This window comes from Viridibacillus sp. NPDC093762 (assembly GCF_050279675.1).
GTDB lineage: Bacteria > Bacillota > Bacilli > Bacillales_A > Planococcaceae > Viridibacillus.
In genome coordinates this window covers 154,544-180,608 of sequence record NZ_JBNNUK010000006.1, presented here as the reverse complement: position 1 = coordinate 180,608, position 26,065 = coordinate 154,544, and the positions used below count along the sequence as shown (strand labels likewise).

Annotated in this window: 27 protein-coding genes; 24 read left to right on the top strand and 3 right to left on the bottom strand. The window is 36.3% G+C overall.

Features of this window, described 5'->3' with window-relative positions; translation table 11 throughout:
• The 3 genes from ACQKM9_RS10395 to ACQKM9_RS10385 are packed head-to-tail and all read left to right on the top strand — an operon-like array spanning position 1 to position 2,310.
• Complete coding sequence (locus tag ACQKM9_RS10395; RefSeq protein ID WP_427734286.1) at positions 1 to 762, top strand: ParA family protein; 762 nt, start codon at positions 1 to 3, stop codon at positions 760 to 762.
• Positions 755 to 1,594 carry a ParB/RepB/Spo0J family partition protein gene (locus ACQKM9_RS10390; RefSeq protein WP_427734285.1) on the top strand — a complete coding sequence of 280 codons (840 nt, stop codon included), beginning with the start codon at positions 755 to 757 and terminating at the stop codon, positions 1,592 to 1,594. Before ACQKM9_RS10395 ends, ACQKM9_RS10390 begins: the two co-directional genes overlap by 8 nt.
• Before the next feature lie 11 nt (positions 1,595 to 1,605).
• Entirely contained in the window at positions 1,606 to 2,310 is a 705-nt protein-coding gene (locus ACQKM9_RS10385) for a DUF554 domain-containing protein (RefSeq protein WP_427734284.1), read from the top strand.
• Here the strand turns inward: ACQKM9_RS10385 and yyaC are convergent.
• Positions 2,254 to 2,862 (bottom strand): spore protease YyaC, encoded by a 609-nt coding sequence (gene yyaC / locus ACQKM9_RS10380; RefSeq protein WP_427734283.1) that lies wholly within the window; start codon positions 2,860 to 2,862, stop codon positions 2,254 to 2,256. The genes ACQKM9_RS10385 and yyaC overlap by 57 nt on opposite strands.
• Before the next feature lie 80 nt (positions 2,863 to 2,942).
• On the opposite strand from yyaC, the gene ACQKM9_RS10375 reads away from it, so the two are divergent.
• From ACQKM9_RS10375 to ychF, 3 genes are all read left to right on the top strand, one after another.
• Positions 2,943 to 3,821, top strand: a complete 879-nt coding sequence (locus ACQKM9_RS10375; RefSeq protein ID WP_427734311.1) for a mechanosensitive ion channel family protein — start codon at positions 2,943 to 2,945, stop codon at positions 3,819 to 3,821.
• A 2-nt stretch (positions 3,822 to 3,823) separates the two neighbouring features.
• The gene (locus ACQKM9_RS10370; protein ID WP_053418424.1) at positions 3,824 to 4,039 is read left to right on the top strand and encodes a DUF951 domain-containing protein; all 216 of its coding nucleotides are present in this window, start codon (positions 3,824 to 3,826) and stop codon (positions 4,037 to 4,039) included.
• Between the two features lie 82 nt (positions 4,040 to 4,121).
• Entirely contained in the window at positions 4,122 to 5,222 is a 1,101-nt protein-coding gene (gene ychF, locus ACQKM9_RS10365; RefSeq protein ID WP_427734282.1) for a redox-regulated ATPase YchF, read from the top strand.
• A 51-nt stretch (positions 5,223 to 5,273) separates the two neighbouring features.
• Here the strand turns inward: ychF and ACQKM9_RS10360 are convergent, their stop codons facing one another.
• Positions 5,274 to 5,825: a DUF3267 domain-containing protein gene (locus ACQKM9_RS10360; protein ID WP_427734281.1), complete on the bottom strand. Its 552-nt coding sequence runs from the start codon at positions 5,823 to 5,825 to the stop codon at positions 5,274 to 5,276.
• 169 nt (positions 5,826 to 5,994) lie between these two features.
• Between ACQKM9_RS10360 and rpsF the strand changes: the two genes are divergently transcribed.
• From rpsF to ACQKM9_RS10320, 8 genes are all read left to right on the top strand, one after another.
• The gene (rpsF, locus tag ACQKM9_RS10355; RefSeq protein ID WP_193737901.1) at positions 5,995 to 6,285 is read left to right on the top strand and encodes a 30S ribosomal protein S6; all 291 of its coding nucleotides are present in this window, start codon (positions 5,995 to 5,997) and stop codon (positions 6,283 to 6,285) included.
• Positions 6,286 to 6,327: 42 nt separating this feature from the next.
• Positions 6,328 to 6,876, top strand: coding sequence for a single-stranded DNA-binding protein (gene ssb, locus ACQKM9_RS10350; protein WP_427734280.1), 549 nt, complete (start codon positions 6,328 to 6,330; stop codon positions 6,874 to 6,876).
• A gap of 55 nt (positions 6,877 to 6,931) precedes the next feature.
• Positions 6,932 to 7,168, top strand: a complete 237-nt coding sequence (gene rpsR, locus ACQKM9_RS10345) for a 30S ribosomal protein S18 (RefSeq protein WP_038178800.1) — start codon at positions 6,932 to 6,934, stop codon at positions 7,166 to 7,168.
• A 226-nt stretch (positions 7,169 to 7,394) separates the two neighbouring features.
• Entirely contained in the window at positions 7,395 to 8,336 is a 942-nt protein-coding gene (locus ACQKM9_RS10340) for a YybS family protein (RefSeq protein WP_427734279.1), read from the top strand.
• A 13-nt stretch (positions 8,337 to 8,349) separates the two neighbouring features.
• Entirely contained in the window at positions 8,350 to 10,326 is a 1,977-nt protein-coding gene (locus ACQKM9_RS10335; protein WP_427734278.1) for a DHH family phosphoesterase, read from the top strand.
• Positions 10,323 to 10,772, top strand: a complete 450-nt coding sequence (gene rplI / locus ACQKM9_RS10330; RefSeq protein WP_427734277.1) for a 50S ribosomal protein L9 — start codon at positions 10,323 to 10,325, stop codon at positions 10,770 to 10,772. Before ACQKM9_RS10335 ends, rplI begins: the two co-directional genes overlap by 4 nt.
• A 12-nt stretch (positions 10,773 to 10,784) precedes the next feature.
• Positions 10,785 to 12,143 carry a replicative DNA helicase gene (gene dnaB / locus ACQKM9_RS10325; protein ID WP_038178807.1) on the top strand — a complete coding sequence of 453 codons (1,359 nt, stop codon included), beginning with the start codon at positions 10,785 to 10,787 and terminating at the stop codon, positions 12,141 to 12,143.
• 146 nt (positions 12,144 to 12,289) lie between these two features.
• Entirely contained in the window at positions 12,290 to 13,579 is a 1,290-nt protein-coding gene (locus tag ACQKM9_RS10320) for an adenylosuccinate synthase (protein ID WP_427734276.1), read from the top strand.
• Between the two features lie 829 nt (positions 13,580 to 14,408).
• On the opposite strand, the gene ACQKM9_RS10315 is transcribed toward ACQKM9_RS10320, so the two are convergent.
• Positions 14,409 to 15,305: a YitT family protein gene (locus ACQKM9_RS10315; RefSeq protein ID WP_427734275.1), complete on the bottom strand. Its 897-nt coding sequence runs from the start codon at positions 15,303 to 15,305 to the stop codon at positions 14,409 to 14,411.
• Positions 15,306 to 15,695: 390 nt separating this feature from the next.
• Between ACQKM9_RS10315 and ACQKM9_RS10310 the strand changes: the two genes are divergently transcribed.
• The 10 genes from ACQKM9_RS10310 to ACQKM9_RS10265 all read left to right on the top strand — a co-directional run bounded on the left by ACQKM9_RS10310 (position 15,696) and on the right by ACQKM9_RS10265 (position 26,003).
• Positions 15,696 to 17,162 carry a peptidoglycan DD-metalloendopeptidase family protein gene (locus ACQKM9_RS10310; protein WP_427734274.1) on the top strand — a complete coding sequence of 489 codons (1,467 nt, stop codon included), beginning with the start codon at positions 15,696 to 15,698 and terminating at the stop codon, positions 17,160 to 17,162.
• 225 nt (positions 17,163 to 17,387) lie between these two features.
• Positions 17,388 to 18,098 carry a response regulator YycF gene (yycF, locus tag ACQKM9_RS10305; RefSeq protein WP_427734273.1) on the top strand — a complete coding sequence of 237 codons (711 nt, stop codon included), beginning with the start codon at positions 17,388 to 17,390 and terminating at the stop codon, positions 18,096 to 18,098.
• A gap of 5 nt (positions 18,099 to 18,103) precedes the next feature.
• Positions 18,104 to 19,927 (top strand): cell wall metabolism sensor histidine kinase WalK, encoded by a 1,824-nt coding sequence (walK, locus tag ACQKM9_RS10300; RefSeq protein WP_427734272.1) that lies wholly within the window; start codon positions 18,104 to 18,106, stop codon positions 19,925 to 19,927.
• A complete protein-coding gene (locus ACQKM9_RS10295) occupies positions 19,918 to 21,282 on the top strand; it encodes a YycH family regulatory protein (RefSeq protein WP_427734271.1) in 1,365 nt (454 codons plus the stop codon). The genes walK and ACQKM9_RS10295 overlap by 10 nt, the downstream gene beginning before the upstream one ends.
• Positions 21,269 to 22,087, top strand: a complete 819-nt coding sequence (locus ACQKM9_RS10290) for a two-component system regulatory protein YycI (RefSeq protein ID WP_427734270.1) — start codon at positions 21,269 to 21,271, stop codon at positions 22,085 to 22,087. Before ACQKM9_RS10295 ends, ACQKM9_RS10290 begins: the two co-directional genes overlap by 14 nt.
• Before the next feature lie 12 nt (positions 22,088 to 22,099).
• Positions 22,100 to 22,888: an MBL fold metallo-hydrolase gene (locus tag ACQKM9_RS10285; RefSeq protein ID WP_427734269.1), complete on the top strand. Its 789-nt coding sequence runs from the start codon at positions 22,100 to 22,102 to the stop codon at positions 22,886 to 22,888.
• Positions 22,889 to 23,062: 174 nt separating this feature from the next.
• Entirely contained in the window at positions 23,063 to 24,271 is a 1,209-nt protein-coding gene (locus tag ACQKM9_RS10280; protein ID WP_427734268.1) for a S1C family serine protease, read from the top strand.
• 167 nt (positions 24,272 to 24,438) lie between these two features.
• Positions 24,439 to 24,603, top strand: a complete 165-nt coding sequence (locus tag ACQKM9_RS10275) for a CxxH/CxxC protein (RefSeq protein WP_368539347.1) — start codon at positions 24,439 to 24,441, stop codon at positions 24,601 to 24,603.
• A 90-nt stretch (positions 24,604 to 24,693) separates the two neighbouring features.
• A complete protein-coding gene (gene rlmH / locus ACQKM9_RS10270; protein WP_193737915.1) occupies positions 24,694 to 25,173 on the top strand; it encodes a 23S rRNA (pseudouridine(1915)-N(3))-methyltransferase RlmH in 480 nt (159 codons plus the stop codon).
• A 215-nt stretch (positions 25,174 to 25,388) separates the two neighbouring features.
• Entirely contained in the window at positions 25,389 to 26,003 is a 615-nt protein-coding gene (locus ACQKM9_RS10265; RefSeq protein WP_427734267.1) for a hypothetical protein, read from the top strand.
• Positions 26,004 to 26,065 lie beyond the last annotated feature (62 nt).

Below are 26,065 nucleotides of genomic sequence, written 5' to 3'. Positions count from 1 at the left end.
GTGGGTAAAACAATTGCAATCGCTAACCAGAAAGGCGGCGTAGGAAAAACTACAACATCAGTTAATCTTAGCGCTTGCCTCGCCCATTTAGGTAAAAAAGTATTAATGATTGATACAGACCCTCAAGGAAATGCAACGAGTGGAGTTGGGGTTAACAAAGGTGAAGTACATAAATGTATTTATGATGTGCTAATTGATGACGAACCAATTAAAGATGTCATTCGAGAAACAAAAGTAAAAAATTTATATATAGTACCTGCTACAATTGCGTTAGCTGGAGCTGAAATAGAACTAGTATCAACAATCTCAAGAGAAGTACGGTTAAAACATGCAATTGAAGATATAAAAAACGACTATGATTACATCGTAATTGACTGTCCTCCATCTCTTGGTTTATTAACAATTAATTCATTAACAGCATCTGATTCAATTCTGATTCCTGTACAATGTGAATACTACGCTTTAGAAGGATTAAGTCAGCTATTATCAACTGTACGATTAGTACAGAAGCATTTAAATCATCAGCTAACAATTGAGGGTGTTTTATTAACAATGCTCGACGCACGTACTAATTTGGGTCTTCAAGTAATTGAAGAAGTGAAAAAGTATTTCCAAGATAAAGTGTTTAAAACAGTTATTCCACGGAACGTCCGTTTAAGTGAAGCGCCAAGTCACGGGGAACCGATTATTGTATATGATGCAAAATCGCGTGGGGCAGAGGGATATTTAGAGCTTGCAAGGGAAGTGATTAAAAATGGCTAAAGGTCTAGGAAAGGGAATTAACGCATTATTCCCAGGTGAATCTTTATCGACTAATGAAACAGTAGAGCATTTGGCATTAACAGATTTACGTGCAAATCCATATCAGCCTCGGAAGATTTTTGATGAGTCCGCAATCGAGGAATTGGCGTTATCCATTAAAGAACATGGAGTATTACAGCCGATAATTGCTCGAAAACGAGTAAATTTTTATGAAATTGTCGTAGGTGAAAGAAGATTTAGAGCTTCTAAACTTGCAGGGTTAACTGAAATTCCAGTTGTTGTTCGAGAAATGGATGATCAACAGATGATGGAGTTTGCCATTCTTGAAAATTTACAGCGTGAGGACTTAACGCCAATTGAAGAAGCAGAAGCTTATACAAATCTAATGGATAATTTAAACTTAACTCAGGAGCAGCTAGCATCACGTTTAGGGAAAAGTCGTCCACATATCGCGAATCATATCCGATTGTTAGCGTTACCGGAAGATGTCCGAACTCTTTTGTCAGAAGGCAAAATCACAATGGGACACGGTCGTGCATTGCTAGGATTGAAAAGAAGAAAATTAATATCACAAGTAACTGAAAAAGTGCTAACCCAGCATTTAAACGTTCGACAGTTAGAGGCATTAGTACAATCTATGAATGACAATGTTTCACGTGAAACAAAGAAGAAAGTGAAAAAAGATATTTTTATTGCCGAAAAAGAGTCACAGTTACGAGATTATTTTGGTACGAACGTGACAATTAAGGAATCAAAAAACAAAGGGAAAATTGAAATTGAATTTTTCTCTGCTGATGATTTAGAACGTATATTAGAATTACTCGAAGATTGAGAGGAGTTCACTTGGTTCTATTAGGTACAGCAATAAACGCATTGTTAATTGTAATCGGTACAATAATTGGTAGATTGTTACAATCGATACCCGATAATACAAAAGAGACAGTGATGAGCATTATAGGTCTGGCAGTTGCAGTATTGGGCATTCAAATGGGCATACAGAGCGAGAATTTTATCATCATCATTGTTAGCCTTGTGTTTGGTGCGATACTAGGAGAATGGATGGATCTAGATAAGCAATTAAACCGTCTAGGTCAGTTTATGGAAAAGAAATTAGGAAACAAGGCTAAAGATGGAAATCTTTCACAAGGCTTTGTTAATGCTACTCTTATCTTTGTTATCGGTTCAATGGCTATTATAGGTGCGTTGGATAGCGGCCTACGAAATGATCATTCTGTTTTAATAACAAAAGGTATTATTGATGGTTTTACAGCAGTAATTTTAGCTTCAACACTAGGGATAGGAGTTATGTTATCTGCTGTTCCTGTATTTTTGTATCAAGGTATTATTGCTGTTTTTGCAGGACAAATTAGTCGATTCATACCTGATGCTGCACTACAAATGTTCATTCAAGAAATGACCGCAACAGGTGGAGTTATGATTCTCGCAATAGGCCTTAATTTAGTAGGCTTAACAAAAATCCGCGTGGCAAACTTACTTCCGGGAATATTCGTTGTGGCCATCGCGGTTATGTTCATGTACCTTTTTTAATGAATAACGGCTCCAAGCTAAAAATAGAGCGCGCGAAATTTGTTGGCTCATTTCGTAAGTTACATGTAGACGAGTGTTTTGTAAAACTGCATGCTCCATAAATCCTCCAATATTGACTATGCCTTTTATAGACATATCGCCAATAGGGGGAAGCTCCTTCTTCACAGCTTTGCCAGGCAGTAAAGGTCCCTCATGAACAATAATTTCCCCAATGCGCTGCTGTGAACCAAGACAAGCATCAATAGCAACTACAAACGGCTTTATTTCATGGGTAGATAAATTATCAACTGTATCCGTTAGATTCAGTGCATGAAGGGGTTTTTCTAAGGTACCTATAATTTCATAAGGAAATGAAACATACTGATTTAAAAAACTGCCGGCTAATGGTCCAAGTGAATCTCCAGTAGAGCGATCGGTTCCAATACAGCAAAATACAAGATTTTCGTGATGAAATGGTATATGCTCTAAAAGGAAAGAGCTCAACCTCCAAATGGCACCTGATTCTTTATAATGAAGAACATGTGAAAATGGTTGATTCGAAGTTATAAGCATCCAGAATCTCTCTTTCTTTTTTCAGCATTATACGCATAACGAGAATTTTTTATGCAAGAGGAGCATCGAAATTGGAAAAAATGTATAACAACTTTATGGCAGTTTTGACTAGAGAAGAAATGTGGATAGGTCTTGGTAAGGTAACAATAAAAATTACAGCAATCACGATACTATCAATGGTCGTTGTACGTGTAGCTAAAATAGCTATTCGTAAAGGCTTTGAAATCCGTCTGAAAGCGCCAGCTCCGTTACAACCCGCATCTGAAAGACGCTATCAGACTATTTTGAGACTGGTACAAAGTATTGTTTCATATGTAGTTTATTTTTCTGCGATTTTAGCGATATTATCAGCTGTAAATATAGATATTAAAGGCCTTTTAGCAGGTGCTGGAATCGTGGGTTTAGCAGTCGGGTTTGGTGCACAAAGCTTAGTGAAAGATGTTATCACTGGATTTTTCATTATTTTTGAAGATCAGTTTGGTGTTGGTGACTATATTAAAATCACTTCAGTAGAAGGTACTGTACTCGAAATTGGGCTACGTACAACTAAAATTAAAGGTGCTTCAGGTGAGATTAATATTGTTCCAAATGGTTCAATTACTGATGTTGTAAATTATTCTATAAATAACTCAATTGCTATTATCGATGTAAGTGTTGCTTATAGTTCAGATATAGCTAAAGCAGAGCGCTTAATAGAGGAATATCTTAAAGAACTACCAAAAAAACATGAAGAAATAACTGCGCCTCCTACATTATTAGGTGTACAAAATGTCGTAGGTGCAGAAGTTTCCCTTCGTATTTCAGTGGAGACGTTACCAATGCAACATTTTGCAATATCACGTATGGTTCGTCGTGATGTAAAAGAAATTTTTGATCGAAATCGTATCGAAATTCCTTATCCAAAAATGATGGTTTATGAAAGAGATAATAATCAAACATTTAACGAAGAAGGAGAATGATGATGGAAGCAAAAAAGTTTGAGCTAGGCGACGTTGTAGAAATGAAAAAACAACATCCTTGTGGAACAAACGAGTGGAAAATTATCCGAATGGGTGCAGATATTCGTATTAAATGCGAAGGTTGTCAGCATAGCGTAATGATTCCACGAAGAGAGTTTGAAAAAAAGTTAAAGAAAATATTAATTCCTGCTAATCCAGTAACAGAAGAGCAAAATTAGACTTTTACTAGATGAGTCTCTATAATTAACAAGTCGTGTAAATATAATACTGTTTATGAAAAATTGAAAGGTTGTGAAAAGAATGGCTTTAACAGCTGGCATCGTAGGTTTACCGAACGTAGGTAAATCAACATTGTTTAATGCAATTACAAAAGCAGGAGCAGAATCTGCAAACTACCCATTCTGTACGATTGATCCAAACGTAGGAATCGTTGAAGTACCAGATAATCGTCTACAAAAATTAACGGAATTAGTAGAACCGAAGAAAACAGTGCCAACAGCTTTTGAATTTACTGATATTGCTGGCATCGTAAAAGGCGCTAGTAAAGGTGAAGGTCTTGGTAACAAGTTTTTAGCACACATTCGTGAAGTAGATGCAATTACACAAGTAGTTCGTTGTTTCGCTGACGATAATATCACACATGTATCAGGTAAAGTAGATCCAATCGAAGATATCGAAGTTATTAACCTTGAGTTAATTCTTGCAGATTTAGAAGCAGTTGAAAAACGCCTGTCTCGCGTTGAAAAATTAGCAAAACAAAAAGATAAAGATGCAATGGTAGAAGCACCAATTTTGGCTCAACTAAAAGAAGCTTTTGAAGCTGAAAAACCGGGTCGCTCTATTGAGTTTACTGAAGAAGAATTTAAAATCGTTAAAGGGTTCCACCTACTGACTGTGAAACCTATGCTATACGTAGCAAACGTTTCTGAAGATGAAGTTGCCAATGCTGACGACAATGAATATGTACAAAAAGTGCGCGAATATGCAAAAGCTGAAGGTGCAGAAGTAATTGTTATTTGTGCGAAAATCGAAGAAGAAATTGCAGAACTTGATGATGAAGAAAAAGCAATGTTCCTTGAAGAACTAGGTATCGAAGAGTCTGGTTTAGACCAATTAATTCGTGCATCCTACAATCTACTTGGACTAGCAACTTACTTCACAGCAGGTGTACAAGAAGTACGTGCATGGACTTTCCGTAAAGGGATGAAAGCACCACAATGCGCTGGTGTTATCCACTCTGACTTTGAACGTGGATTTATCCGTGCAGAAACAGTAGCTTATGAAGATTTAATGGCATACGGCTCAATGACTGCAGCCAAAGAAGCAGGTAAAGTACGTCAAGAAGGTAAAGAATACATCGTACAAGATGGCGATGTTATGTTATTCCGCTTCAACGTATAATATATAATTAAAAGACAGTGCTGGATGTATCCGGCACTGTCTTTTTTTATTTTAATATGTTTTGTTTTTGTACAAATATAATCTAGGGAAATCAGGATCATCTTTTACCCAAAATGTATTTGGATATTTACGAAGTGCGAAATACATAGCAAAATCCCCAACAGCACCAGCAATTAACCAAGCTCCTAATACAACAAGCATCGTACTATTAAAGTAGAGGCCAAAAATAGCAGGAATAACACCGGTTGTCCAAAATGGTAGTAGAAGTGCTTTTTTCATTGCCTTATTACAAATTGGCTCTTTCGTAGTTGCATAGGCGACACCCATTTTCAAATTTACACCGTAATCCAGTGAGTGAAAAGGTACTTTACCAAAAATCATAAAACCAATTAAATGAAAAATTTCATGTAACACAATTAAAATAATATAATATACAATAAATAATACGACACTTAAAAGTGAAAAATTTAGTTCAAATTCTTGATGGATCCAACCATTTAGAAGAATAAGTCCGATCATTAAGCTAAAAGTCATAATAATGTTTTGCCAAGCTATTTTCTTTAAATCTAGCTCGATAATTGAAGGTTCTTCATGTTCTATCAAATTTATCACCTCTATGTTAAGTATAATGGAAATGACTTGGAAATGTATAGGGATGAAGGTTGCTATATTCAAATTAATGTGCTACAATTCACTGATGTGAGTAATAAATTTACTTGCTCCTTGCCCACTGCAACTAGTCGGGCCAAAGTCCATAAGGAGGTGCTTATAGATGAAAAAGTACGAATTAATGTACATCATTCGCCCAAACATTGAAGAAGATGCGAAGAAGGCTCTTGTAGAACGCTTCAACGATATCTTAACTTCAAACGGCGCTGAAGTCATCGAATCAAAAGAGTGGGGCAAACGCCGCTTAGCTTACGAAATCAATGATTTCCGTGAAGGTTTCTACCAAATCGTGAAAATCAACGCTGACGCAAAAGCTATCAACGAATACACTCGTCTTGCTAACATTAGCGAAGACATTATTCGCCACATTGCAGTTCGCGAAGAAGAAAAATAATCTTAATTTATAAAAATCGCAGATAAAGGAGGTTGTATTCTGATGATTAACCGAGTCGTATTAGTTGGAAGACTAACAAAAGATCCGGAACTTCGCTATACACCAAGTGGCGCAGCTGTTGCTCGCTTTACAATTGCTGTAAATAGAACATTTGCTAACCAACAAGGTGAAAAACAAGCGGACTTTATTAACTGTGTTGTTTGGCGTAAACAAGCTGAAAATACTGCTAACTTCTTGAAAAAAGGAAGCCTAGCAGGCATAGAAGGCCGTATCCAAACAGGTAGTTATGAAGGGCAAGATGGTAAACGTGTTTACACAACTGAAGTTGTTGCAGATAGCGTGCAGTTCTTAGAGCCGCGCGGTGCTGCAGGAGATCGTTCGCAAGGACAGCAACAGTACGGTGGACAACCATCATATGGTGGTGAACAATCGTACAGCCAAGCTCCACAACAAAACAGCTATCAGCAACAACCATCTTATCAACAGAATCAATCACCTAGTCAGCAAAACTATACGCGTGTAGATGAAGATCCATTTGCTAACAACAATGGTGGTCCAATCGAAGTTTCTGAAGATGACTTACCATTCTAAGTAAAAATCCATTGCACGCAATATATACCAATATACTTAAGGAGGCGACAATACTATGGCACCACGTAGAGGAGGCCGCAAACGCCGTAAAGTTTGCTATTTTACTTCTAACAACATCAAACACATCGACTATAAAGATGTAGATTTGTTGAAAAAATTCATCTCTGAGCGCGGAAAAATTCTTCCACGCCGTGTAACTGGTACTAGCGCAAAATACCAACGTAAACTTACAGCTTCAATTAAAGTTTCTCGTATTATGGGCTTACTTCCATTCAGCACAGAAGAAAGATAATAACTTTCTAAAGACCGGGTAACCGGTCTTTTTTTTTACAAAAATTATGCCCTCAGCGATTTAATCTATCTTAATTAGTCGTTAAACGTACTACTTAAAATATCTCCATTGAACACCCCACAATCCACAAAAGTATAGCCTAGCGCATTTTTGTTCATGAACATGAAACATGGTACAATAATAAGATGAAATAAAAGATTGTCTTTTGGAAAAAGGAAGGTTATAGATGCCTAAAAATAAAACGCAACAACTGACACAAGGGGCGATGATGGCCGTAATATTTACAGCCCTATTAGCGATTACTTCATATATTCCTATATTATCTTTGGTAACAATTTGGTTTATTTCTTTTCCAATTGCTTGGTATAGTGCAATGTATGATCGCAAAGCTTCAATGATAGTAGCTGTTGTTAGTATAGGAGTCTCTATACTCGTGACAGGTATAATGTCTCTGCCACTTGCTATTATTTTCTGTCTTGCAGGATTTTTAATTGGCGATACACTTCGTATGAAAAAAAGCAAAGTTTATTTATTTATGACTACAGGTATTAGTGTATTACTATCTATGGCGATTATGTATGTAATCTCGGTTAAGTTATTCAATGTAGATAGTTTGAAGATTATGTTGAAGATTGTCAGAGAAAGCTATGAAAAATCAAATGAATTAGCTAAGACTATGCCGGGGGTTAAAGCGCTCACTGCTGAACAGTTAGATCAGGTGTTTGATTTAATAACTATGGTAATGCCGACTATGATTACGATGTCTGTATTCATGATCACTTTTATCATCATTACAGTTAATTTACCGTTATTAAAACGTTTTGGAATAACTGTTCCAAAATTTGCACCATTTAAAGACCTTCAATTGCCTAAATCGGTCTTATGGTACTATATGCTAGTTTTAATAGTGACATTATTTATAAAACCTGAAAGTGGCTCTTTTGCTGATATGGCTTTTTTGAATCTGTCATTTATACTTAGTACATTACTGTTGTTACAAGGGATTTCGTTTATTCACTACTATGTACATGAGCAAGAATGGCCTAAATGGATTGCAATAATAAGTACTATTTTAGCGTTACCTTTATATTCGTTTGTTACGCTACTTGGTATTGTGGATTTAGGATTTAATATTCGTGCGCTTGTAACGAGAACGCCGAGAAAATAAGGAGCTGAATTCTATGGGTACTTTGTTTAGAAAAAGGCCAATTCGATATCCTCTTTTAATTCTGTCTCTTCTTAGTGTAGCAAGCGTTATTGTATGTATAATGTGGAATCCGCTCATTGGTATTGCTTATGGTCTTGTAGTGGTATTGGCTTTAATAACGACTTGGAAAACGGAAAAAACAACCTATGAAGAAACAGAAAAGCACATTGAAACTCTCTCATATCGTATGAAAAAAGTAGGGGATGAGGCCTTGCTTGAAATGCCTATTGGTATCATTTTAATTGATACTCAATATATGATTGAATGGTCGAATCCATATATGCTTGGTATTTTAGATGTAGATACATTAATGGGAGAGGAGATTTTTACGCTTTCAGAGGATCTCTATACATTAATTAAACATGATGAAAAGCATGAGATGAATGTCACACTTAGAGATCGTAAGTATCGAGCATTTTATAAACCCGAAGAAAGGTTATTATATTTCTTTGATATAACAGAGCAAGTAGAAATTGAAACGCTATACTATGAAGATCGTTCAGTAATAGCTGTGCTCTTTGTTGATAACTATGATGAAATTACACAGGGTATGGATGATCAAAATCGTAGCCAGACAAATTCACTTATTACATCGCTCATTAATAATTGGGGCACACAATACGGTATTTTCATAAAACGAATTTCGACGGATCGGTTTATAGCGATATTAAATGAATCCATTTTACAAGAAATCGAGAAGAAGAAATTCTCTATCTTAGATGATATTCGTGAAACTACTGCAAAACAAAGTTTATCTTTGACTTTAAGTATTGGTGTTGGTACTGGTTCACAATCCCTTATAGAACTTGGTGAACTAGCGCAATCTAGTTTAGATCTTGTTTTAGGGCGCGGTGGTGACCAGGTTGCTATCAAGCAACCAAATGGTAAAGTGAAATTTTATGGTGGTAAAACAAATCCAGTTGAAAAACGTACTAGAGTACGTGCACGCGTTATTTCCCATGCACTACGTGATTTAATCCAGGATAGTGATCAAGTCTTCGTAATGGGCCATAAAATGCCCGATATGGACGCCATAGGAGCAGCCATTGGCGTTCGTAAAATGGCTCAGATGAATAAGATTGATGGTTATGTTGTTATGGATTTTGATCAAATTGATAATAGCATTGTCCGCTTAATGAATGTGGTCAAGGAAAAATCAGACCTCTATGATCGATTTATTACTCCAGAGGAAGCATTATCAAAAATTACCGATAAGTCATTATTAGTCGTTGTTGATACACATAAGCCATCGATGACTATTGAAGAGAAATTAATAAATAAGGCTGAAAAGGTCGTCGTAATTGACCACCATCGACGTGGTGAAGAGTTTGTAAAAAATCCAATGCTTGTCTATATGGAACCTTACGCGTCTTCGACAGCAGAGCTTGTAACAGAATTATTAGAGTATCAGCCAAAAAATGATAAAATAACAATGTTAGAGGCAACAGCTCTTCTAGCAGGCATTATTGTCGATACCAAAAGTTTTACTCTACGTACTGGAGCGCGTACGTTTGAAGCAGCGTCGTATTTACGTACGAACGGTGCAGATACAATCTTAGTACAACGTATATTGAAGGAAGATATCAATACGTATATTGAACGTTCTAAAATAGTTCAAACAGCGGAGTTTGTACATCAAGGGCTAGCTATAGCTCGTGGGGATAATGATAAGATTTATAACTCGGTATTACTTGCACAAACAGCAGATATATTATTAACAATGAAAGATATTTCTGCATCATTTGTAGTCGCACATCGTCATGATGGAGTCATTGGTATAAGTGCCCGTTCACTAGGAGAGATTAACGTCCAACTTGTAATGGAAGAGCTTGGTGGTGGTGGACACTTAACGAATGCCGCATGTCAATTAGACGTAGCAACAATCGATGGGGCTATTAGCATGTTAAAAGAAGCAATAGAGGTTGTATTAGAAGGGAGTTCGGAATCATGAAAGTAGTATTCTTAAAAGACGTTAAAGGTAAAGGCAAAAAAGGTGAAATCAAAAATGTAGCTGATGGTTATGCACATAACTTCTTATTAAAAAACAATCTAGCTGTTGAGGCAAACCAAGCAGCAATTAGCCAATTAGATGGGCAAAAGAAAAAAGCTGCAAAAGATGCTGCTGCTGAATTAGCTGCTGCAAAAGATTTAAAAGCAAAAATTGAAGAGTTAACGGTTATTCTAAAAGCAAAATCAGGTGAAGGTGGCCGCTTATTTGGTGCGGTGACTACAAAACAAATTGCAGATGGTTTAAATAAACAACATGGTATTAAAATTGATAAACGTAAAATGGAATTAGCAGACGCTATTCGTGCACTAGGATATACAAACGTACCAGTGAAGCTACATCATGAAGTGACAGCTACGCTGAAAGTACATGTTACAGAAGAAGCGTAAGGAGAGACATATATGAACGATCCATTATTGGAACGCGTTCCGCCTCATAATCTTGAAGCTGAACAATCTGTCATAGGAGCCATTTTTCTTGAACCACAATCACTCATAACGGCTTCAGAAATTCTTCTTGAAGATGATTTCTATAGATCTGCGCATGTTAAAATCTTCTCGACGATGTTGCGTCTAAGCGATCAAGGTAAAGCAATAGACGTCGTTACAGTGACAGAGGAACTTTCCAATCATAATGAGCTAGAAGACATAGGAGGCATTTCTTATTTAACAGAACTTGCCAATGCTGTACCAACAGCAGCCAATGTCGCTTATTATGCACAAATCGTTTCAGAGAAGGCTTTACTACGCCGCTTAATTAGAGTAGCAACGAAAATTGTAGAAGATGGTTATACACGTGAAGATGAAGTAGATGCACTTTTAGCGGAAGCTGAACGTAAAATGATGGAAGTGGCAAGCCGCAAAAACGCAGGCGACTTTAAGCCTGTGAAGGATGTACTTGTCCAAACATATGAAAACATTGAGCAGTTACAACATCGAAAAGGAGATGTAACTGGTATCCCTACTGGGTTCCGTGATTTGGACCGCCTAACTGCGGGATTCCAACGAGGGGATTTAATCATTGTAGCGGCACGACCTTCAGTTGGAAAAACAGCATTTGCTTTAAATGTTGCCCAAAACGTAGGAACAAAAACGTCTGAAAACGTTGCTATCTTCTCACTTGAGATGGGTGCAGAACAGCTCGTTATGCGTATGATATGTGCAGAAGGTAACATTGATGCACAAGTATTACGAACTGGTGCGTTAAATGTTGAAGATTGGCGCAAACTAACAATGGCAATGGGCAGTTTATCTAAGGCTGGCATTTTCATTGACGATACACCAGGTGTACGTATTAATGAAATACGGGCAAAATGTCGCCGTTTAAAACAAGAACATGGGCTTGGTATGATTTTAATTGACTATTTGCAGCTTATTCAAGGCAGTGGTAGCGGGCGCGAAAACCGCCAACAAGAAGTATCCGAAATCTCACGCTCACTAAAAGCATTAGCACGTGAATTAGAAGTGCCTGTTATTGCTTTATCTCAGTTGTCACGTGGCGTTGAACAACGTCAAGATAAACGACCAATGATGAGTGATTTACGTGAATCCGGAAGTATTGAGCAAGATGCCGATATCGTTTCTTTCCTATATCGTGAAGATTACTACGATAAAGAAACGGAAGATGCTAATACGATTGAAATTATTGTAGCGAAGCAACGTAATGGTCCAACAGATACGGTTAAGCTTGCGTTCGTTAAAGAACATAACAAATTTGTTAGTGTCGATTGGTCGCAGCATGAACCAGCTGGAGGATACTAGAGTATATAAAACACGAACGTTGAATTACTATACATCATAGTGCGTTCGTGTTTTTGTTTGTTTTTAATTGACTATTGTCTTTTCAGTTGATACAATAAGCGTTGTTTGATTCAGGATGCTTGAAAGCGTCTGACGGAGGTGCTGGTATGACATCAGTAGTAGTAGTAGGAACTCAATGGGGAGATGAAGGTAAAGGTAAAATTACCGACTTCCTATCTAAAAAAGCAGAAGCGATTGCTCGTTATGCAGGTGGAGATAATGCAGGACATACAATTAAATTTGATGGTGAAACTTACAAGTTGCACTTAATCCCATCAGGTATTTTTTATCAAGATAAGATTTCAGTAATCGGTAACGGATTAGTTGTAAACCCTAAATCCATTGTAACGGAATTAAAAGGCTTACAAGAAAGAGGAGTAAGTACTGAAAATCTTCGTATCTCGAACCGTGCACACGTTATTCTTCCTTATCATATTAAACAAGATATTGTTGATGAAGAAAGTCGTGGCGACAACAAAATTGGGACAACTGCTAAAGGTATCGGACCTTGCTATCAAGATAAAGTAGCCCGTATCGGTATCCGTATGGCGGACTTATTAGATCGTGAAGTATTTGAACAAAAACTTCGTGAAAACTTAGCTCTTAAAAATCGCCTTTTTGAAAAGTTCTATGAAACAGAAGGGTTAAATTTTGAAGACATTTTTGAGGAATACTATGGCTATGGTCAGGAAATTGCTAAATATGTAACTGATACTTCAAAAATCTTGAATGATGTTCTTGATGAAGGTGGTCGCGTATTATTTGAAGGCGCACAAGGCGTTATGCTTGATGTCGATCAAGGAACATACCCATACGTAACTTCTTCAAACCCAGTAGCAGGTGGAGTGGCAATTGGTGCAGGAGTTGGACCATCTAGAGAAATGCGTGTAATAGGAGTTTGTAAAGCCTATACATCTCGTGTTGGTGACGGACCATTCCCAACTGAATTATTTGATGAAGTAGGTAACCAAATCCGTGAAGTTGGTCGCGAATATGGTACAACTACAGGTCGTCCACGTCGTGTTGGTTGGTTTGATAGCGTAGTAGTGCGTCATTCACGTCGCGTAAGTGGAATTACAGATTTATCGTTAAACTCAATTGATGTATTATCAGGTCTTGAAACGGTTAAAATCTGTACAGCTTATAAATACAAAGGTCAAACAATCACAGAATACCCTGCTAACCTTCACATTATTGAACAATGTGAGCCGGTATATGAAGAACTACCAGGTTGGGCTGAGGACATTACAGGCTGCAGAACGCTAGAAGAATTACCAGTGAACGCTCGTCGCTATGTTGAGCGCGTAAGTGAACTAGCTGGCATTCAAATTGCTACATTCTCAGTAGGTCCAGACCGTGATCAAACAAATGTCCTTGTAGACGTTTGGGGAGAATAAGTAAAAATTAATAAATAGACAAAAGGTGGGGGAAATTTTCTCCGCTTTTTTTGTCTTTTTAAACTGTATAATATTAACTATATTGTTTTGAAGTGGGATTTATTTGGAGGCGAAATAGTTTTGGGGAGTAATAAGTGTTATTTTAATTAGTTGGTTAGGAAATACACTATATTATCAATTAAAGCAATTGAAGGATCCGATTATACTAACTAACTAAGTAGGTAAGTAAATGAGTGAAGGCTTCAAGCATTTATTTATTGGATATCTCTTTCTTCTAATTAATATATATAGTTGTAGATATAATACCTAAGTTTATAGGTTACATTTTAATTTCTAGCGGTATTGCAAAAATAGCTACTGAAGGAAAAGAAACGATGAGAGCTCAGCTATTAGCAATAGTACTGACTGTGTATCCACTGCCACATTTTTTCTTATAAGATCAAGTGAGGGCCTCTTATAACTGGGATGAGTACAACGATTTAGGCTATGCATTGTTGCAAGTTATTCAAGTATAGTTTCTTTTCGTTGTTATTCAGTCAGTTTTTACTCCTTTAGCTATTGTGAAATTGAGTAAAATGACTAATAAGATGGGTATGTGGCATCTTTCAATACACTTGCTGTCGCTGTTTACTATGACTTTAATAATGAATACATTTTGGATGTTACAATTTACTTTCTTATTTATCATGTCAGCAGCGACTTTTATTATTAAGATTGGTTTTCTCGTTTATTTACGCAAATGCAACAAAGAACGGAAAAGAGCATAGCGATTGATACTTTAATATAAATGCAAAAGGCTAATTCTCTAAAGAGAATTAGCCTTTTGCATTTAGTGAATATCTTTCTTCTTAAAGCGTCCACCACGAACTTCGGCGATATTGCCAATTGCCAGGAATGCATGATTATCGAGTTCTTCTACAATTGTTGTTAGTTTAGATTCTTCTAGTCTAGTGATCACCGTGAAAATCACTTTTTTCCTGTCACCAGTATAAGCCCCTTCTCCAATTAGATACGTTACCCCACGACCTAGACGATCCATAATAGCACGCCCGATTTCTTCATATTCTTCGCTGATAATATAGACGGATTTCGATTCATCAAGTCCTTGAATAACTACATCGATGGTTTTGTAAGCAATGAAATAGGCTAGAACTGAATACATTGCTTGTTCCCATGTGAAAATAAAACCGGCTATAGCGAAAATGATTAAGTTGAAGAACATAATGATTTCGCCGACAGAGAACGGAGAATTTTTGTTAAATAGAATGGCCATAATTTCGGTCCCATCAAGAGAGCCACCGTAGCGGATAACGATACCGACACCAGTGCCAAGAACGATTCCGCCAAATACTGTAGATAATAGTAAATCGTTTGTGAAAGGTTCAATTGGGTGTAATAGAACCGTTGCTATAGATAGAGTAGTAATTCCTAACGCGGTTGATAAGGCAAAGGTTTTCCCTATTTGCTTATAACCGAGGAAAAAGAAGGGTATGTTCAAGAGGAAAATAAATAATCCTAGTTGTAAACCGCTAAGGTGGGAAACAATAATAGATATACCAACAATTCCACCATCTAAAATATTGTTTGGTACAAGAAATTGTTCCAAGCCAATGGCCATAATAATAGCACCGGTCATCACCATAATAATGCGTTTTAGTAAACGAGCTTTAGACGTTTTCCTATTCCTATCATTGATTTTTTTTGCTTCGGCTAAAATGTCTTCCATACTCCTGTTTGAGTCACTCAAACTAATCTCCCCCATTCTCTAAAAAACTAATAATTCTAACTTAATTTTAACGGAATTTTCAAAAATGCAAAAGTGCAAAGAGTTATATTGTAACAATTATCACAAAAATGAAATGAGATTTTTGTATATATAGAGAGTAGTATGGTGAATAATGTTTACAAAAAATGTTTATAATATATAAAAATTACCTAATTTGAACCTTGATTTGTAATAAATTCAAAATAAATGGAGTTAATTATACATTTTAGTGACATCAAGTGTAATATGTTCAATTGGAAATTGGAATATGTTAAATTAGAGAGGCTTGATTTCGACATAACTCTTGTAAGTAATAATTGATTTATATCAATAAAACGAAAGGAGCTTACCATGCGTTTGAAACGGAATAGTAGTGAGAACTCTATATTTTTTAAACGAATCTGCCAATTAACAGCACTGAAAGTAGCAACTATCACAATATTCTTCGTATCATTAGTAGGATGGAGTAATAGTTATGCAAATGCTTCGGAAGCCAATCAATTGCATAAAATTTATCATATATACATTAAGAATCAATACATTGGAGCAGTATCCAATGAAAAGTTGATTGATCAACATATTGAAGACAAAGTGAAAAAGGCTAGTACACAATACGATGATCTGTCTCTTGATGCTACGTCAGATTTATCCGTTATATCAGAGCAAGTTTTCCAAGAGGAAACAAATGACGAAGATACTTTAAAAAAGCTAGATGAAGCTTTAACAGTTAAAGCTTCAGCATTTGCATTACTTATCGATGGTGAAGTGGCTACCTATGTCAAAGATATCGATGCATATGATGAAACAATTCGCCAGCTTAAATTACAGTATGTTTCAGCCGAAGAGCTTAAGTCGTTGGATGCTATGGAAAATAATCATAAAACTTTACCACCATTAAAGAAAAACGAAACACGTATTGTGGATGTTTCTATAAAACAATCTGTAGCTGGGATGACTGAGTATACAGATCCAGCTAATGTATTAACTACAAAGGAAGCTGTTAAATTACTAACAAAAGGCAAGCTTCTAGAGAAACCTTATACCATTAAAAAAGGCGATACACTTAGTAGTATTGCAGCTAAATATAACCTTTCAACTTCTAAGCTTTTGAAACTAAATGAAGATTTAACAGATGAAAAATCCCTAACAATTGGAAATACCATTAAAGTAGCAGAATTAGAGCCTTGGATTAATATCGAACTAACAAAAGAATCCATAAAGTCCGAGAAAATAGAGCATAAAACAATTATAAAAAAAGATGAAAAAATGCTGACTGGCGAGAAAGAAGTAAAACAAAAAGGCGTGGACGGCAAAAAACTAGTAAGACATATAATTACTGAAATAGACGGTGAGCCTGCTTTAGAAAATGTAACGACGCAATCTGTTATGAAGGAAGCAGAAACACGTGTAATCGTGAAGGGAACAAAGGAAGTACCTTCGCGTGGGAGTGGAAGCTTTGAATGGCCAGCAGAAGGTGGTTACATTTCAAGTGAAATGGGCTATCGTTGGGGCGAATTACATCGAGGACTCGATATTGCTAGACCGGATGGTTTTACAATTAAAGCAGCTGATAACGGTGAAGTCACATTTGCAGGTGTGGATGGAACTTACGGCAATAAAGTAACAATTGATCATAATAACGGCTTTCAAACAGTCTATGGGCACCTGGCATCTATTGATGTGGAAGTGGGACAAGTTGTAGCGCAAGGTTCAAAATTAGGGGTAATGGGTACAACAGGTAATTCAACAGGCGTACACTTACATTTTGAGGTGTCTAAAAATGGAAAATTACTAAACCCGTTAAATGTATTAAAATAAAATAGAACGATACAGTCCGTTATGCAAGTGGACTGTTTTTTTTACATAGAGTTCTTTGTAAAATGGGTTAAGAATAAAATTATTCCCCGGGAAACTTCAATGTGCCTTGAATTCCAAAAGATGCACAGAAGGCTAAAGCATGATAGAGTTAAAGATATGGAATATACGAAAACTAACGTTAATTGACAACATAAATCCAATTCATATATGAAGGGAAGTATAAACGTGGACAAGACAATATTAGTTGTAGATGATGAAAAACCGATTGCAGATATACTACAATTTAATTTGATAAAAGAGGGTTACAAAGTTATTTGTGCCTATGATGGTGATGAAGCACTTGAGAAAGTGGAAGAAATCAAACCAGATTTAATGCTTCTAGATATCATGTTACCGAAAAGAGATGGTATAGAAGTATGCCGTGAAGTACGAAAGAAATATGATATACCTATTATTATGTTAACAGCGAAAGACTCCGAAATTGATAAAGTATTAGGTTTAGAATTAGGCGCAGATGATTATGTGACTAAACCATTTAGTACTCGCGAATTAATCGCCCGTGTAAAAGCGAATATGCGCCGCCACCAATCAACTGTAGCAACAGAAGAGCAAGAAGAAACTTCAAGCGATATCGTAGTTGGCTCGCTTGTCATTCAACCAGAAGCGTATTTAGTATTAAAACGCGATGAAGCAATTGAACTGACACATCGTGAATTTGAATTACTACATTATCTAGCAAAACATATTGGTCAAGTTATGACGCGTGAGCATTTATTGCAAACGGTATGGGGCTATGACTATTTTGGAGATGTTCGTACTGTGGATGTAACAATCCGCCGCTTACGTGAGAAGATTGAAGACAACCCAAGTCATCCAGCATGGATTGTTACACGCCGTGGCGTAGGATATTATTTAAGAAATCCTGAACAGGAGTAAAGTACATGCAGAAAGTCCGTTTTTTCAAATCCGTTCATGTAAAGCTAGTACTAGTTTACGTGCTATTAATTGTAATAGCTATGCAAATTATAGGATTCTATTTCGTCCGCGAATTGGAACAAACATTAAAGGAAAACTTTCAAACATCTGTTAACGACCGTTTAAAACTAGTGACATTTAGTGTTAAAGAGGAGCTTTTAAAAGAAAGAACTGAAGCTGATCCTTCGTTGGAGCAAAGTTTGAAATCGGTATTAGGTGGAATATCCTCTGGGGATATAAGTGAAATTCAAGTTATCGATGCACGCTATCGTATTTTAGCTACATCTGATGCGAGCAATCAGTCCATCGTTGGACAGCGCGCGACGGAGAAATTAGTGCGCCAATCAATAGCTACTCCAACTCGTTCGGAAAAAATCGCATTAGATGATCAAACCAAAACACGTGTATGGTTAGTAGCGACGCCTATTACTTCCAATGGTAAGGTCATTGGAACTGTCTATTTAAAATCGAATATTGAAAGTGTTTTTGGACAGATGAATGAGATCAATCGTATTTTGGCTGGGGGCACAGCACTTGCTTTAGCCATTACAGTTATACTTGGTATTTTCATCGCAAAAACAATTACGAAACCAATATCAGATATGAGAAAACAAGCTCAAGCAATGGCTAAAGGGAATTATTCACGCAAAGTACGCGTCTATGGCAATGATGAAATTGGCCAACTAGCAATAGCCTTTAATCATTTAACAAATAGGCTCCAGGAAGCGCAATCCACAACAGAGGGTGAACGAAGAAAGCTTGCATCCGTTTTAGCTAATATGACAGATGGTGTAATAGCGACCGATCGAAAAGGTCGTATTATACTAATCAATACACCTGCACAACAGCTTTTAAATAGTGAAGACGATGAACTAATGGGACGCCCACTTATTTCTGTTTTAGGATTAGAAGAGGAGTATTCTTTTGAAGATTTAATCCATATGAAAGATGCTGTGAATCTAGATTTTAGTGCACCGGAACGACCGTATATTTGGCGGGCAAATTTCTCTGTTATTCAAAAAGAAACTGGTTTTGTAAATGGTTTAATTACAGTTCTGCATGATATTACTGAACAAGAGAAGATTGAAATGGAGCGCCGTGAATTTGTATCTAACGTTTCGCATGAACTTCGTACACCATTAACAACAATGCGTAGCTACTTAGAAGCATTAGCGGATGGTGCATGGCGAGATGAAAATATAGCGCCTACTTTTTTAAATGTAACACAAACAGAAACAGAGCGAATGATTCGCCTTGTAAATGACCTATTACAACTATCACGTATGGATAGTAGAGAATATGAGTTAAATGCAGATATTGTAGATTTTAATAAATTTTTTGACCGTATTATTGACCGCTTTGAAATGTCAAAATCAAAAAACGTAGAATTCCAACGACACATCTCAGATACACCATGCTATGTAGAACTAGATACTGATAAAATTACACAAGTCATTGATAATATTATTTCGAATGCATTAAAATACTCACCAGATGGTGGCAATATTCGCTTTGGAGTAACGGCACAAGAAGGAATTTTAAAAGTCATGATTTCCGATGATGGTATGGGGATACCGAAAGAAAATGTTGACCGTATCTTTGACCGTTTTTATCGTGTAGACCGTGCTAGAGCCCGCTCTATGGGGGGAACTGGTTTAGGCTTAGCAATTTCTAGGGAAATGATTTATGCTCATGGTGGTAAAATTTGGGCAGAAAGTGAGGAAGGACATGGTACAACGATCTTCTTCACATTGCCATATGAATTAGATGAGGCAGGTGAATGGGATTGAAGTATGTTGAGCAAATAAAGTCTATCGCTCTATTCGTCCTCGTCTTTTTGAGTATTACACTTACATTTTCTATTTGGACTTACAAACCAAACTATGAAACAATCGAAAAACCGAAAGTCCTAGATAGTTCAATTGGTAAACAATCTCAAATTTCAGATGTCATTAAGCCCTATCGAATGATTTTTCATATGAATGGAAAGTGGAAAGGTACTAATGAAAGTGTTAAGATGGACCCTATTTTAAGTGAAATGAAAAAATGGGAACTTTCAGATTTGACACTTGTAAGCAATAATTTAGACGATAAAAGGCTCAATGAACTAATAGGTGTCAATAATCGCATGACTTTGTTTTATACAGGAGAAATACCTTTCCCTGTATTTTTTCAAAACCTATTACCCACACAGAACAAAAAAATAACTGAAGCATCATTTAATCGTATGATTATTGATTGGAATAAGCTAAGCAATAGTAGCATGTCTAATAATGAGCTTATTGTTTTTTTTGCTAATTCAAAAAATAATAAACTGTATAAAGCTAAAATAAAAGTCCAAAGCGGAAAACACTTCCAAACTAATGTAGTAACAGTGGCAAAAAGCTTTCGAAATTATCTTGAGATTGAACGTGAGGGAGCGAAGAGTTTCTATTTGCCAGCAAAGGCTATTAACATGCCTAAATACACTTATATAGTTGAATCAGATCCTATTATTCGTTATAAAAATGCGCTTTTCTCTAATCCTAATATTGTAAAACGTAGTCCAGATGAAGCAACTAGTACAGAAAAGTACACAGATGATAAATCATTAATGACTATTGATGTTACAAAGAAAACACTCAATTTCGTTAATACATCCATTGTAGATAACAAAGAAAAGGCGTTAGAGTCTGATCTTATTTTGAATACATTTAATTTTATAAATGAGCATGGTGGCTGGACAGGCGTTTTCCGTTATAACGAAGTAGATTATGGTAATCAAAAAGTTACGTATCAAATGTATTTAGAAGATCAGCCAGTCTTTAGTGACCGATCAGTTACCTTAACGGAAATTTCGACTTATTGGGATGAGGGTAACGATCGCATCTCGAAGTATTATCGCCCATACTACCAGCCGGTTCCTATTCCTTTAGTAAGGAATGATGGTAAGTTAATATCCGGACCAGAGGCAATAGAAAAACTAAAGGATAGAAAAGATATTAACTATGAAGATATTGAGGAAGTTCGGCCAGGTTATTACTTAACTAAAAATGATAATCCAAATTTATTCACATTGGAGCCAATGTGGTTCTATAGTATTAATGGTAAGTGGGAACATTTATCACCTGTTATTGCGGGAGGTGGCCAAATTGGATTGGAGTAAAACGAAAACAATTTTCATCATTGTATTTTCATTACTAAACGTTTTCCTTTATTCACTTTATGTCAATCGATATAATGAGGATCAAGATGTTGAGAAAGTTGGAGAAGCATCGTTAGAAGAGCGCTTAGAAGATGAGAACATTACGGTTAAAGGTTTACCTGTTAAAAATGAAAAAATTTCGTATATATCTGGTCAAATCAAGCACTTTAAACCGACCGACATCAAGGGAATTGATAATCAGCAGTATGACATCACAAATGGTTCTATACGGACTTTAAAATTCGAAAAACCAATAGCACTTAGAAACATTAAAGATGCCACGAGTTTTGCAGAATTTATGCAAAAGTATGTGTATGCGGGAGAAACGTATAAACTTTGGCGTATAGATGAAGAAAAAAGAGAAGCAATCTTTTTCCAACAAATTGACAATCGCGTAATCTATTTTAATAAAAATGCGAGGGTAACATTGCAATGGAATAAAGACTTAGCAGTGACAGGTTATGAACAAACAATGTTCGAATCATTAGAGGCATTTGGTGAAAAAAGCATGGGTTTCACTGCTAGTGAAGCAATCAAAGTACTATATGAAAAAGGATTGTTAAAGCAAGATTCGGAAATTAATAAACCACAGCTTGGCTACTATACATTTGCTCCTTTAATAGAAACTCAAGTTCTTGCGCCAACATGGCATATCCGTGTTGATTTTGCTGAGGGGGACGAAGCGGATTATTTCGTTAATGCGGTAGATGGTCAAGTTATCGATATTCAAGCAATAGAAAATGATAAAGAATTAGAAAGTGAATAAGGAGTCTTTACTATGCAGTTCAGTGTATTAGCAAGTGGCAGTACGGGTAATGCTATTTATGTAGAAAATGAGGACCATGCATTTATTGTAGATGCGGGTCTTACAGGCAAGAAAATGGAGCAGCTTTTTGCAAAAGTTGATCGCGATATAAAAAAACTAAGCGGTATTTTTGTAACGCATGAACATATTGATCACATAAGAGGCGTGGGTGTTTTAGCACGTAAATATCATGTTCCAGTTTACGCCAACGCTAAAACATGGGCTGCAATGGATGACAAAGTGGGTAATATTCCATTAGAACAACGCTACCAATTTGATATGGAGACAGTGCAATCATTCGGCTCATTAGATGTCGAATCATTTGCTGTTTCTCATGATGCTGCCGATCCTATGTTTTATACTTTCCATGAAAATGGTCGTAAACTTGTAGTTATTACAGATACAGGTTATGTCAGTGATCGGATGAAAGGGATTATCAAAGGTGCAGATTCCTTTGTTTTTGAAAGTAATCATGATGTAAGTATGTTGCAAATGGGGAGTTATCCTTGGTCTACAAAACGTCGTATACTCAGTGATGTTGGACACGTATCAAACGAAGATGCTGCTGTTGCTATGAGCGAAGTTGTAGAACAAAAACCAACACGTATTTATCTTTCCCATTTGAGTAAGGATAATAATATGAAAGATTTGGCTCGAATGAGTGTATCTCAAACGTTGCAATCATGTGGAATCATGCCAGGTGAATTTGTTACGTTATTAGATACCGATGCAGAAGAACCTACTAAAGTTGTAACAGTATAATAATTTTAACCTCTCTTAAAAAGGGAGGTTTTTTTATGCACTTATAGGGGAATATATGTTACGAAGATAAAAAAAGTAAAGAATTTTGAACTAATTTTTAATCCATTTTCATCTGATTTTAATCTTCAAAAGATATAGTATAACTATCAGATAAACAACGGAGGGATGATTCGTATGGGATATTACGATAACATTAACGGAGAAGATAGAAGTCGTTCTAAAAAACGAAGTGGCAGAGCAGGTTATTTCTTTAGTGGACTAATTGGTGTTATTATTGGTGCTTTGCTTGTTTGGCTATTGATGCCATCGATGGTAGATCGTTTACCAAATAGTTCTGGAGCAATCGGTACAGGCAATAATACAACTCAGCAAGTGACAACTGAGGTAACAACAGATGTTACAGGAGCAGTTGAAAAAGTTGCAGGAGCGGTGGTTGGTATTACAAATATCCAAGAAACAACACAAGATTTTTGGAGCCAAGCTGAACCAACTACCCAAGAAGCCGGCAGTGGATCGGGCGTCATTTATAAAAAAGAAGGAGATACAGCGTATATCGTAACAAATAATCACGTAGTTGAAGGCGCGAAACAATTAGAAGTGACATTAGCAGATGGTTCAAAAACAGAAGCAAAACTAATAGGTAGTGACGTTTGGACAGATTTAGCGGTCATCTCAATTTCAAGTAAAAAAGTAGATACAGTTGCTACATTTGGTAACTCTGAGGTTTTAAAACAAGGAGAGACAGTTATTGCAATTGGTAACCCATTAGGTCTTAATTTTTCGGGATCTGTTACAACAGGTGTCGTTTCTGGTAAGAATCGTACAGTACCAGTTGATTTAAATGGTGATGCTGAGCCAGACTGGCAAGCAGAGGTATTACAAACAGATGCAGCTATTAACCCAGGGAACAGTGGTGGAGCTCTTGTAAATCTTGCAGGTGATGTGATAGGTATCAATTCAATGAAAATTGCTGAGTCGACAGTTGAAGGTTTAGGTTTTGCTATTCCGATCAACACTGCAATACCAGTAATTAATGAGCTACAAAAATCTGGTAAGGTAGAGCGACCATCTATGGGTGTATCATTAATTGATTTAACAAATGTTCCTGCATTCCACCAAGCCCGTACATTAAAATTACCAGCGGAAATAACTGAAGGTGTTGTTATTAGTAGCGTTGTTAATAATTCATCAGCAGAAAAAGCAGGTTTAGAACAATATGACGTCATTGTTGAAATTGATGGTCAAAAAGTAGACAATTCAATTGAGCTTCGAAAACATTTATATAATGAAAAAAAGGTCGGCGATAAAATGAAAGTTAAAGCGTACAGAGGTGGGGAAATAATTGAAAAAGTACTAACTTTAACGAATAGTCCAACAAGTTAATCTTGTGGATAATAGAATATAATTACTAACGTATCAACAAGCGAGTAGGAAACGTGAAACCACGACTTTCCTACTCGCTTTTCCTTTGCTACAATAGACTGTGGATAACATTGACCGAATTGTGCATAAGTTTACGGGAATTCCGAAAATTGAAAGGATGAAATATTTTGAAAATATACAGCTGTGAAACGCATATAGGGCACGCTTTAGACATGTTCGTGGCAGAACAAAAAGAGGTGCCGTTATTTGAAATGGCTACAGAGGAAGAAAAGTTATCCACAAGTTGTGCTTATTGTGAAGAGGCAGCAACATATGTTGTGGCGAACGAATGAGCGTACACAAGATATTGATTCGACTTGTGGATATGTGTATAACTTCTGTGGATAACGTGTTTGTAAATTAAATGTGAAGGTGGATAACTTGTGAATATAGCGATTATTACCGTTGGGAAATTAAAAGAAAAGTACTTAAAGATGGGGATTGAGGAGTACGTCAAGCGTCTTGGCGCCTATGCAAAAATCGATCTCATTGAAGTCCCAGATGAAAAAGCACCCGAACAATTAAGCGAGGCCGAAATGGAAATTGTTAAGAAAAAAGAAGGCGAACGCATTTTAGCTAAAATTTCACCTGACACTCACGTCATTGCTCTTGCCATCAACGGTAAAATGAAAACGTCCGAGGAAATGTCCAAAGACATTGAATCACTTATGACATATGGTAAAAGTAAAATTGCTTTCGTCATTGGTGGCTCGCTTGGATTACATGATGACGTTTTGAAACGCGCAAACGAAAAACAATCATTCGGTAAAATGACATTACCGCATCAGTTGATGAAATTAGTGTTGGTGGAACAAATATATAGAAGTTTTAGGATTATGAAGGGTGAACCGTATCATAAGTAAATGAGGTTTTTATCGGTATAAAAAGCCCTTATTTTTACATGAAACATCAAAGACTCTTAAGGAGAAGGGTCTTTTGCATAATAAATGCAGCTGTGTTAGGTTTTATAGAATTGGAAAAACCTTAGCGGTGATATTTTCTAGATTTTGATGAGAAACAAGAGAATCTATCTCTTGCTTTCTTTTTAGTGTTATATTTTTTATGGGAGGGTTGAATGATGAAAAAGGCAGAAATGATGGATAAGTATTTTGATTCTTATGGGAAAAAAATTAGTAGTTCTGAGATTTGTCATGTTGTAGATTTAATCTTCAAGGTTAATTTAGATGAGATACCTATATTATCTAAAGAGAAGGAAGAAGCAGATGGGGGTTCTTCATCAACAGGAAATGCACTTGCATCTAGAGAGGCAATAGATTCCTATCTAAATCAATACGACAGGGAAATAACAGGGGCAGAAATTCGCAAAATAATAAATGAAATTTTTGGTGTTAATTTAGAAGCGATATCTTCATTAGAAGGAGCCAGAATTTCTTTATATTCAAAAGGTCAGTGGGTTGTTCAACATGAAAAAGACTTATTTGTAGTATATTCTGGAGCAAGAGATGTTGATGTGAAGGTCGTTCCTACAAATTATTTCACTGAACAAACTGGGCTAGTAGAATTACCGACTGACTTACAACATTTACTAACGAATATAGGGTATTACTTCGATGAGAAAATAGATAGTTACTATTTCTTAAACCCCACAGGTGAAGCTGTTCCAGATGCCTTCAAAGGAAAAACAATAGGAGCGATCCTTGGAGTCATTCAACATTCATTCTCAAATTTATAAAGAAGCGAGTAGATAGGTAAGCTATTCGTTGGAGATAGAGTTGTAATTATACATAGACATAA

What these genes read in the sequence shown, in the direction of transcription:
- ACQKM9_RS10320 (WP_427734276.1), top strand. Translation starts at nt 12,290, where the DNA reads ATGACATCAGTAGTAGTAGTAGGAACTCAATGGGGAGATGAAGGTAAA.
- ychF (WP_427734282.1), top strand. Translation starts at nt 4,122, where the DNA reads ATGGCTTTAACAGCTGGCATCGTAGGTTTACCGAACGTAGGTAAATCA.
- yyaC (WP_427734283.1), bottom strand. Translation starts at nt 2,862, where the DNA reads ATGCTTATAACTTCGAATCAACCATTTTCACATGTTCTTCATTATAAA.
- ACQKM9_RS10335 (WP_427734278.1), top strand. Translation starts at nt 8,350, where the DNA reads ATGGGTACTTTGTTTAGAAAAAGGCCAATTCGATATCCTCTTTTAATT.
- ACQKM9_RS10340 (WP_427734279.1), top strand. Translation starts at nt 7,395, where the DNA reads ATGCCTAAAAATAAAACGCAACAACTGACACAAGGGGCGATGATGGCC.
- ACQKM9_RS10310 (WP_427734274.1), top strand. Translation starts at nt 15,696, where the DNA reads ATGCGTTTGAAACGGAATAGTAGTGAGAACTCTATATTTTTTAAACGA.
- ACQKM9_RS10375 (WP_427734311.1), top strand. Translation starts at nt 2,943, where the DNA reads ATGTATAACAACTTTATGGCAGTTTTGACTAGAGAAGAAATGTGGATA.
- ACQKM9_RS10280 (WP_427734268.1), top strand. Translation starts at nt 23,063, where the DNA reads ATGGGATATTACGATAACATTAACGGAGAAGATAGAAGTCGTTCTAAA.
- ACQKM9_RS10370 (WP_053418424.1), top strand. Translation starts at nt 3,824, where the DNA reads ATGGAAGCAAAAAAGTTTGAGCTAGGCGACGTTGTAGAAATGAAAAAA.
- ACQKM9_RS10285 (WP_427734269.1), top strand. Translation starts at nt 22,100, where the DNA reads ATGCAGTTCAGTGTATTAGCAAGTGGCAGTACGGGTAATGCTATTTAT.
- ACQKM9_RS10390 (WP_427734285.1), top strand. Translation starts at nt 755, where the DNA reads ATGGCTAAAGGTCTAGGAAAGGGAATTAACGCATTATTCCCAGGTGAA.
- ssb (WP_427734280.1), top strand. Translation starts at nt 6,328, where the DNA reads ATGATTAACCGAGTCGTATTAGTTGGAAGACTAACAAAAGATCCGGAA.
- rplI (WP_427734277.1), top strand. Translation starts at nt 10,323, where the DNA reads ATGAAAGTAGTATTCTTAAAAGACGTTAAAGGTAAAGGCAAAAAAGGT.
- rpsR (WP_038178800.1), top strand. Translation starts at nt 6,932, where the DNA reads ATGGCACCACGTAGAGGAGGCCGCAAACGCCGTAAAGTTTGCTATTTT.
- rpsF (WP_193737901.1), top strand. Translation starts at nt 5,995, where the DNA reads ATGAAAAAGTACGAATTAATGTACATCATTCGCCCAAACATTGAAGAA.
- walK (WP_427734272.1), top strand. Translation starts at nt 18,104, where the DNA reads ATGCAGAAAGTCCGTTTTTTCAAATCCGTTCATGTAAAGCTAGTACTA.
- dnaB (WP_038178807.1), top strand. Translation starts at nt 10,785, where the DNA reads ATGAACGATCCATTATTGGAACGCGTTCCGCCTCATAATCTTGAAGCT.
- ACQKM9_RS10265 (WP_427734267.1), top strand. Translation starts at nt 25,389, where the DNA reads ATGAAAAAGGCAGAAATGATGGATAAGTATTTTGATTCTTATGGGAAA.
- ACQKM9_RS10315 (WP_427734275.1), bottom strand. Translation starts at nt 15,305, where the DNA reads ATGGAAGACATTTTAGCCGAAGCAAAAAAAATCAATGATAGGAATAGG.
- ACQKM9_RS10295 (WP_427734271.1), top strand. Translation starts at nt 19,918, where the DNA reads ATGGGATTGAAGTATGTTGAGCAAATAAAGTCTATCGCTCTATTCGTC.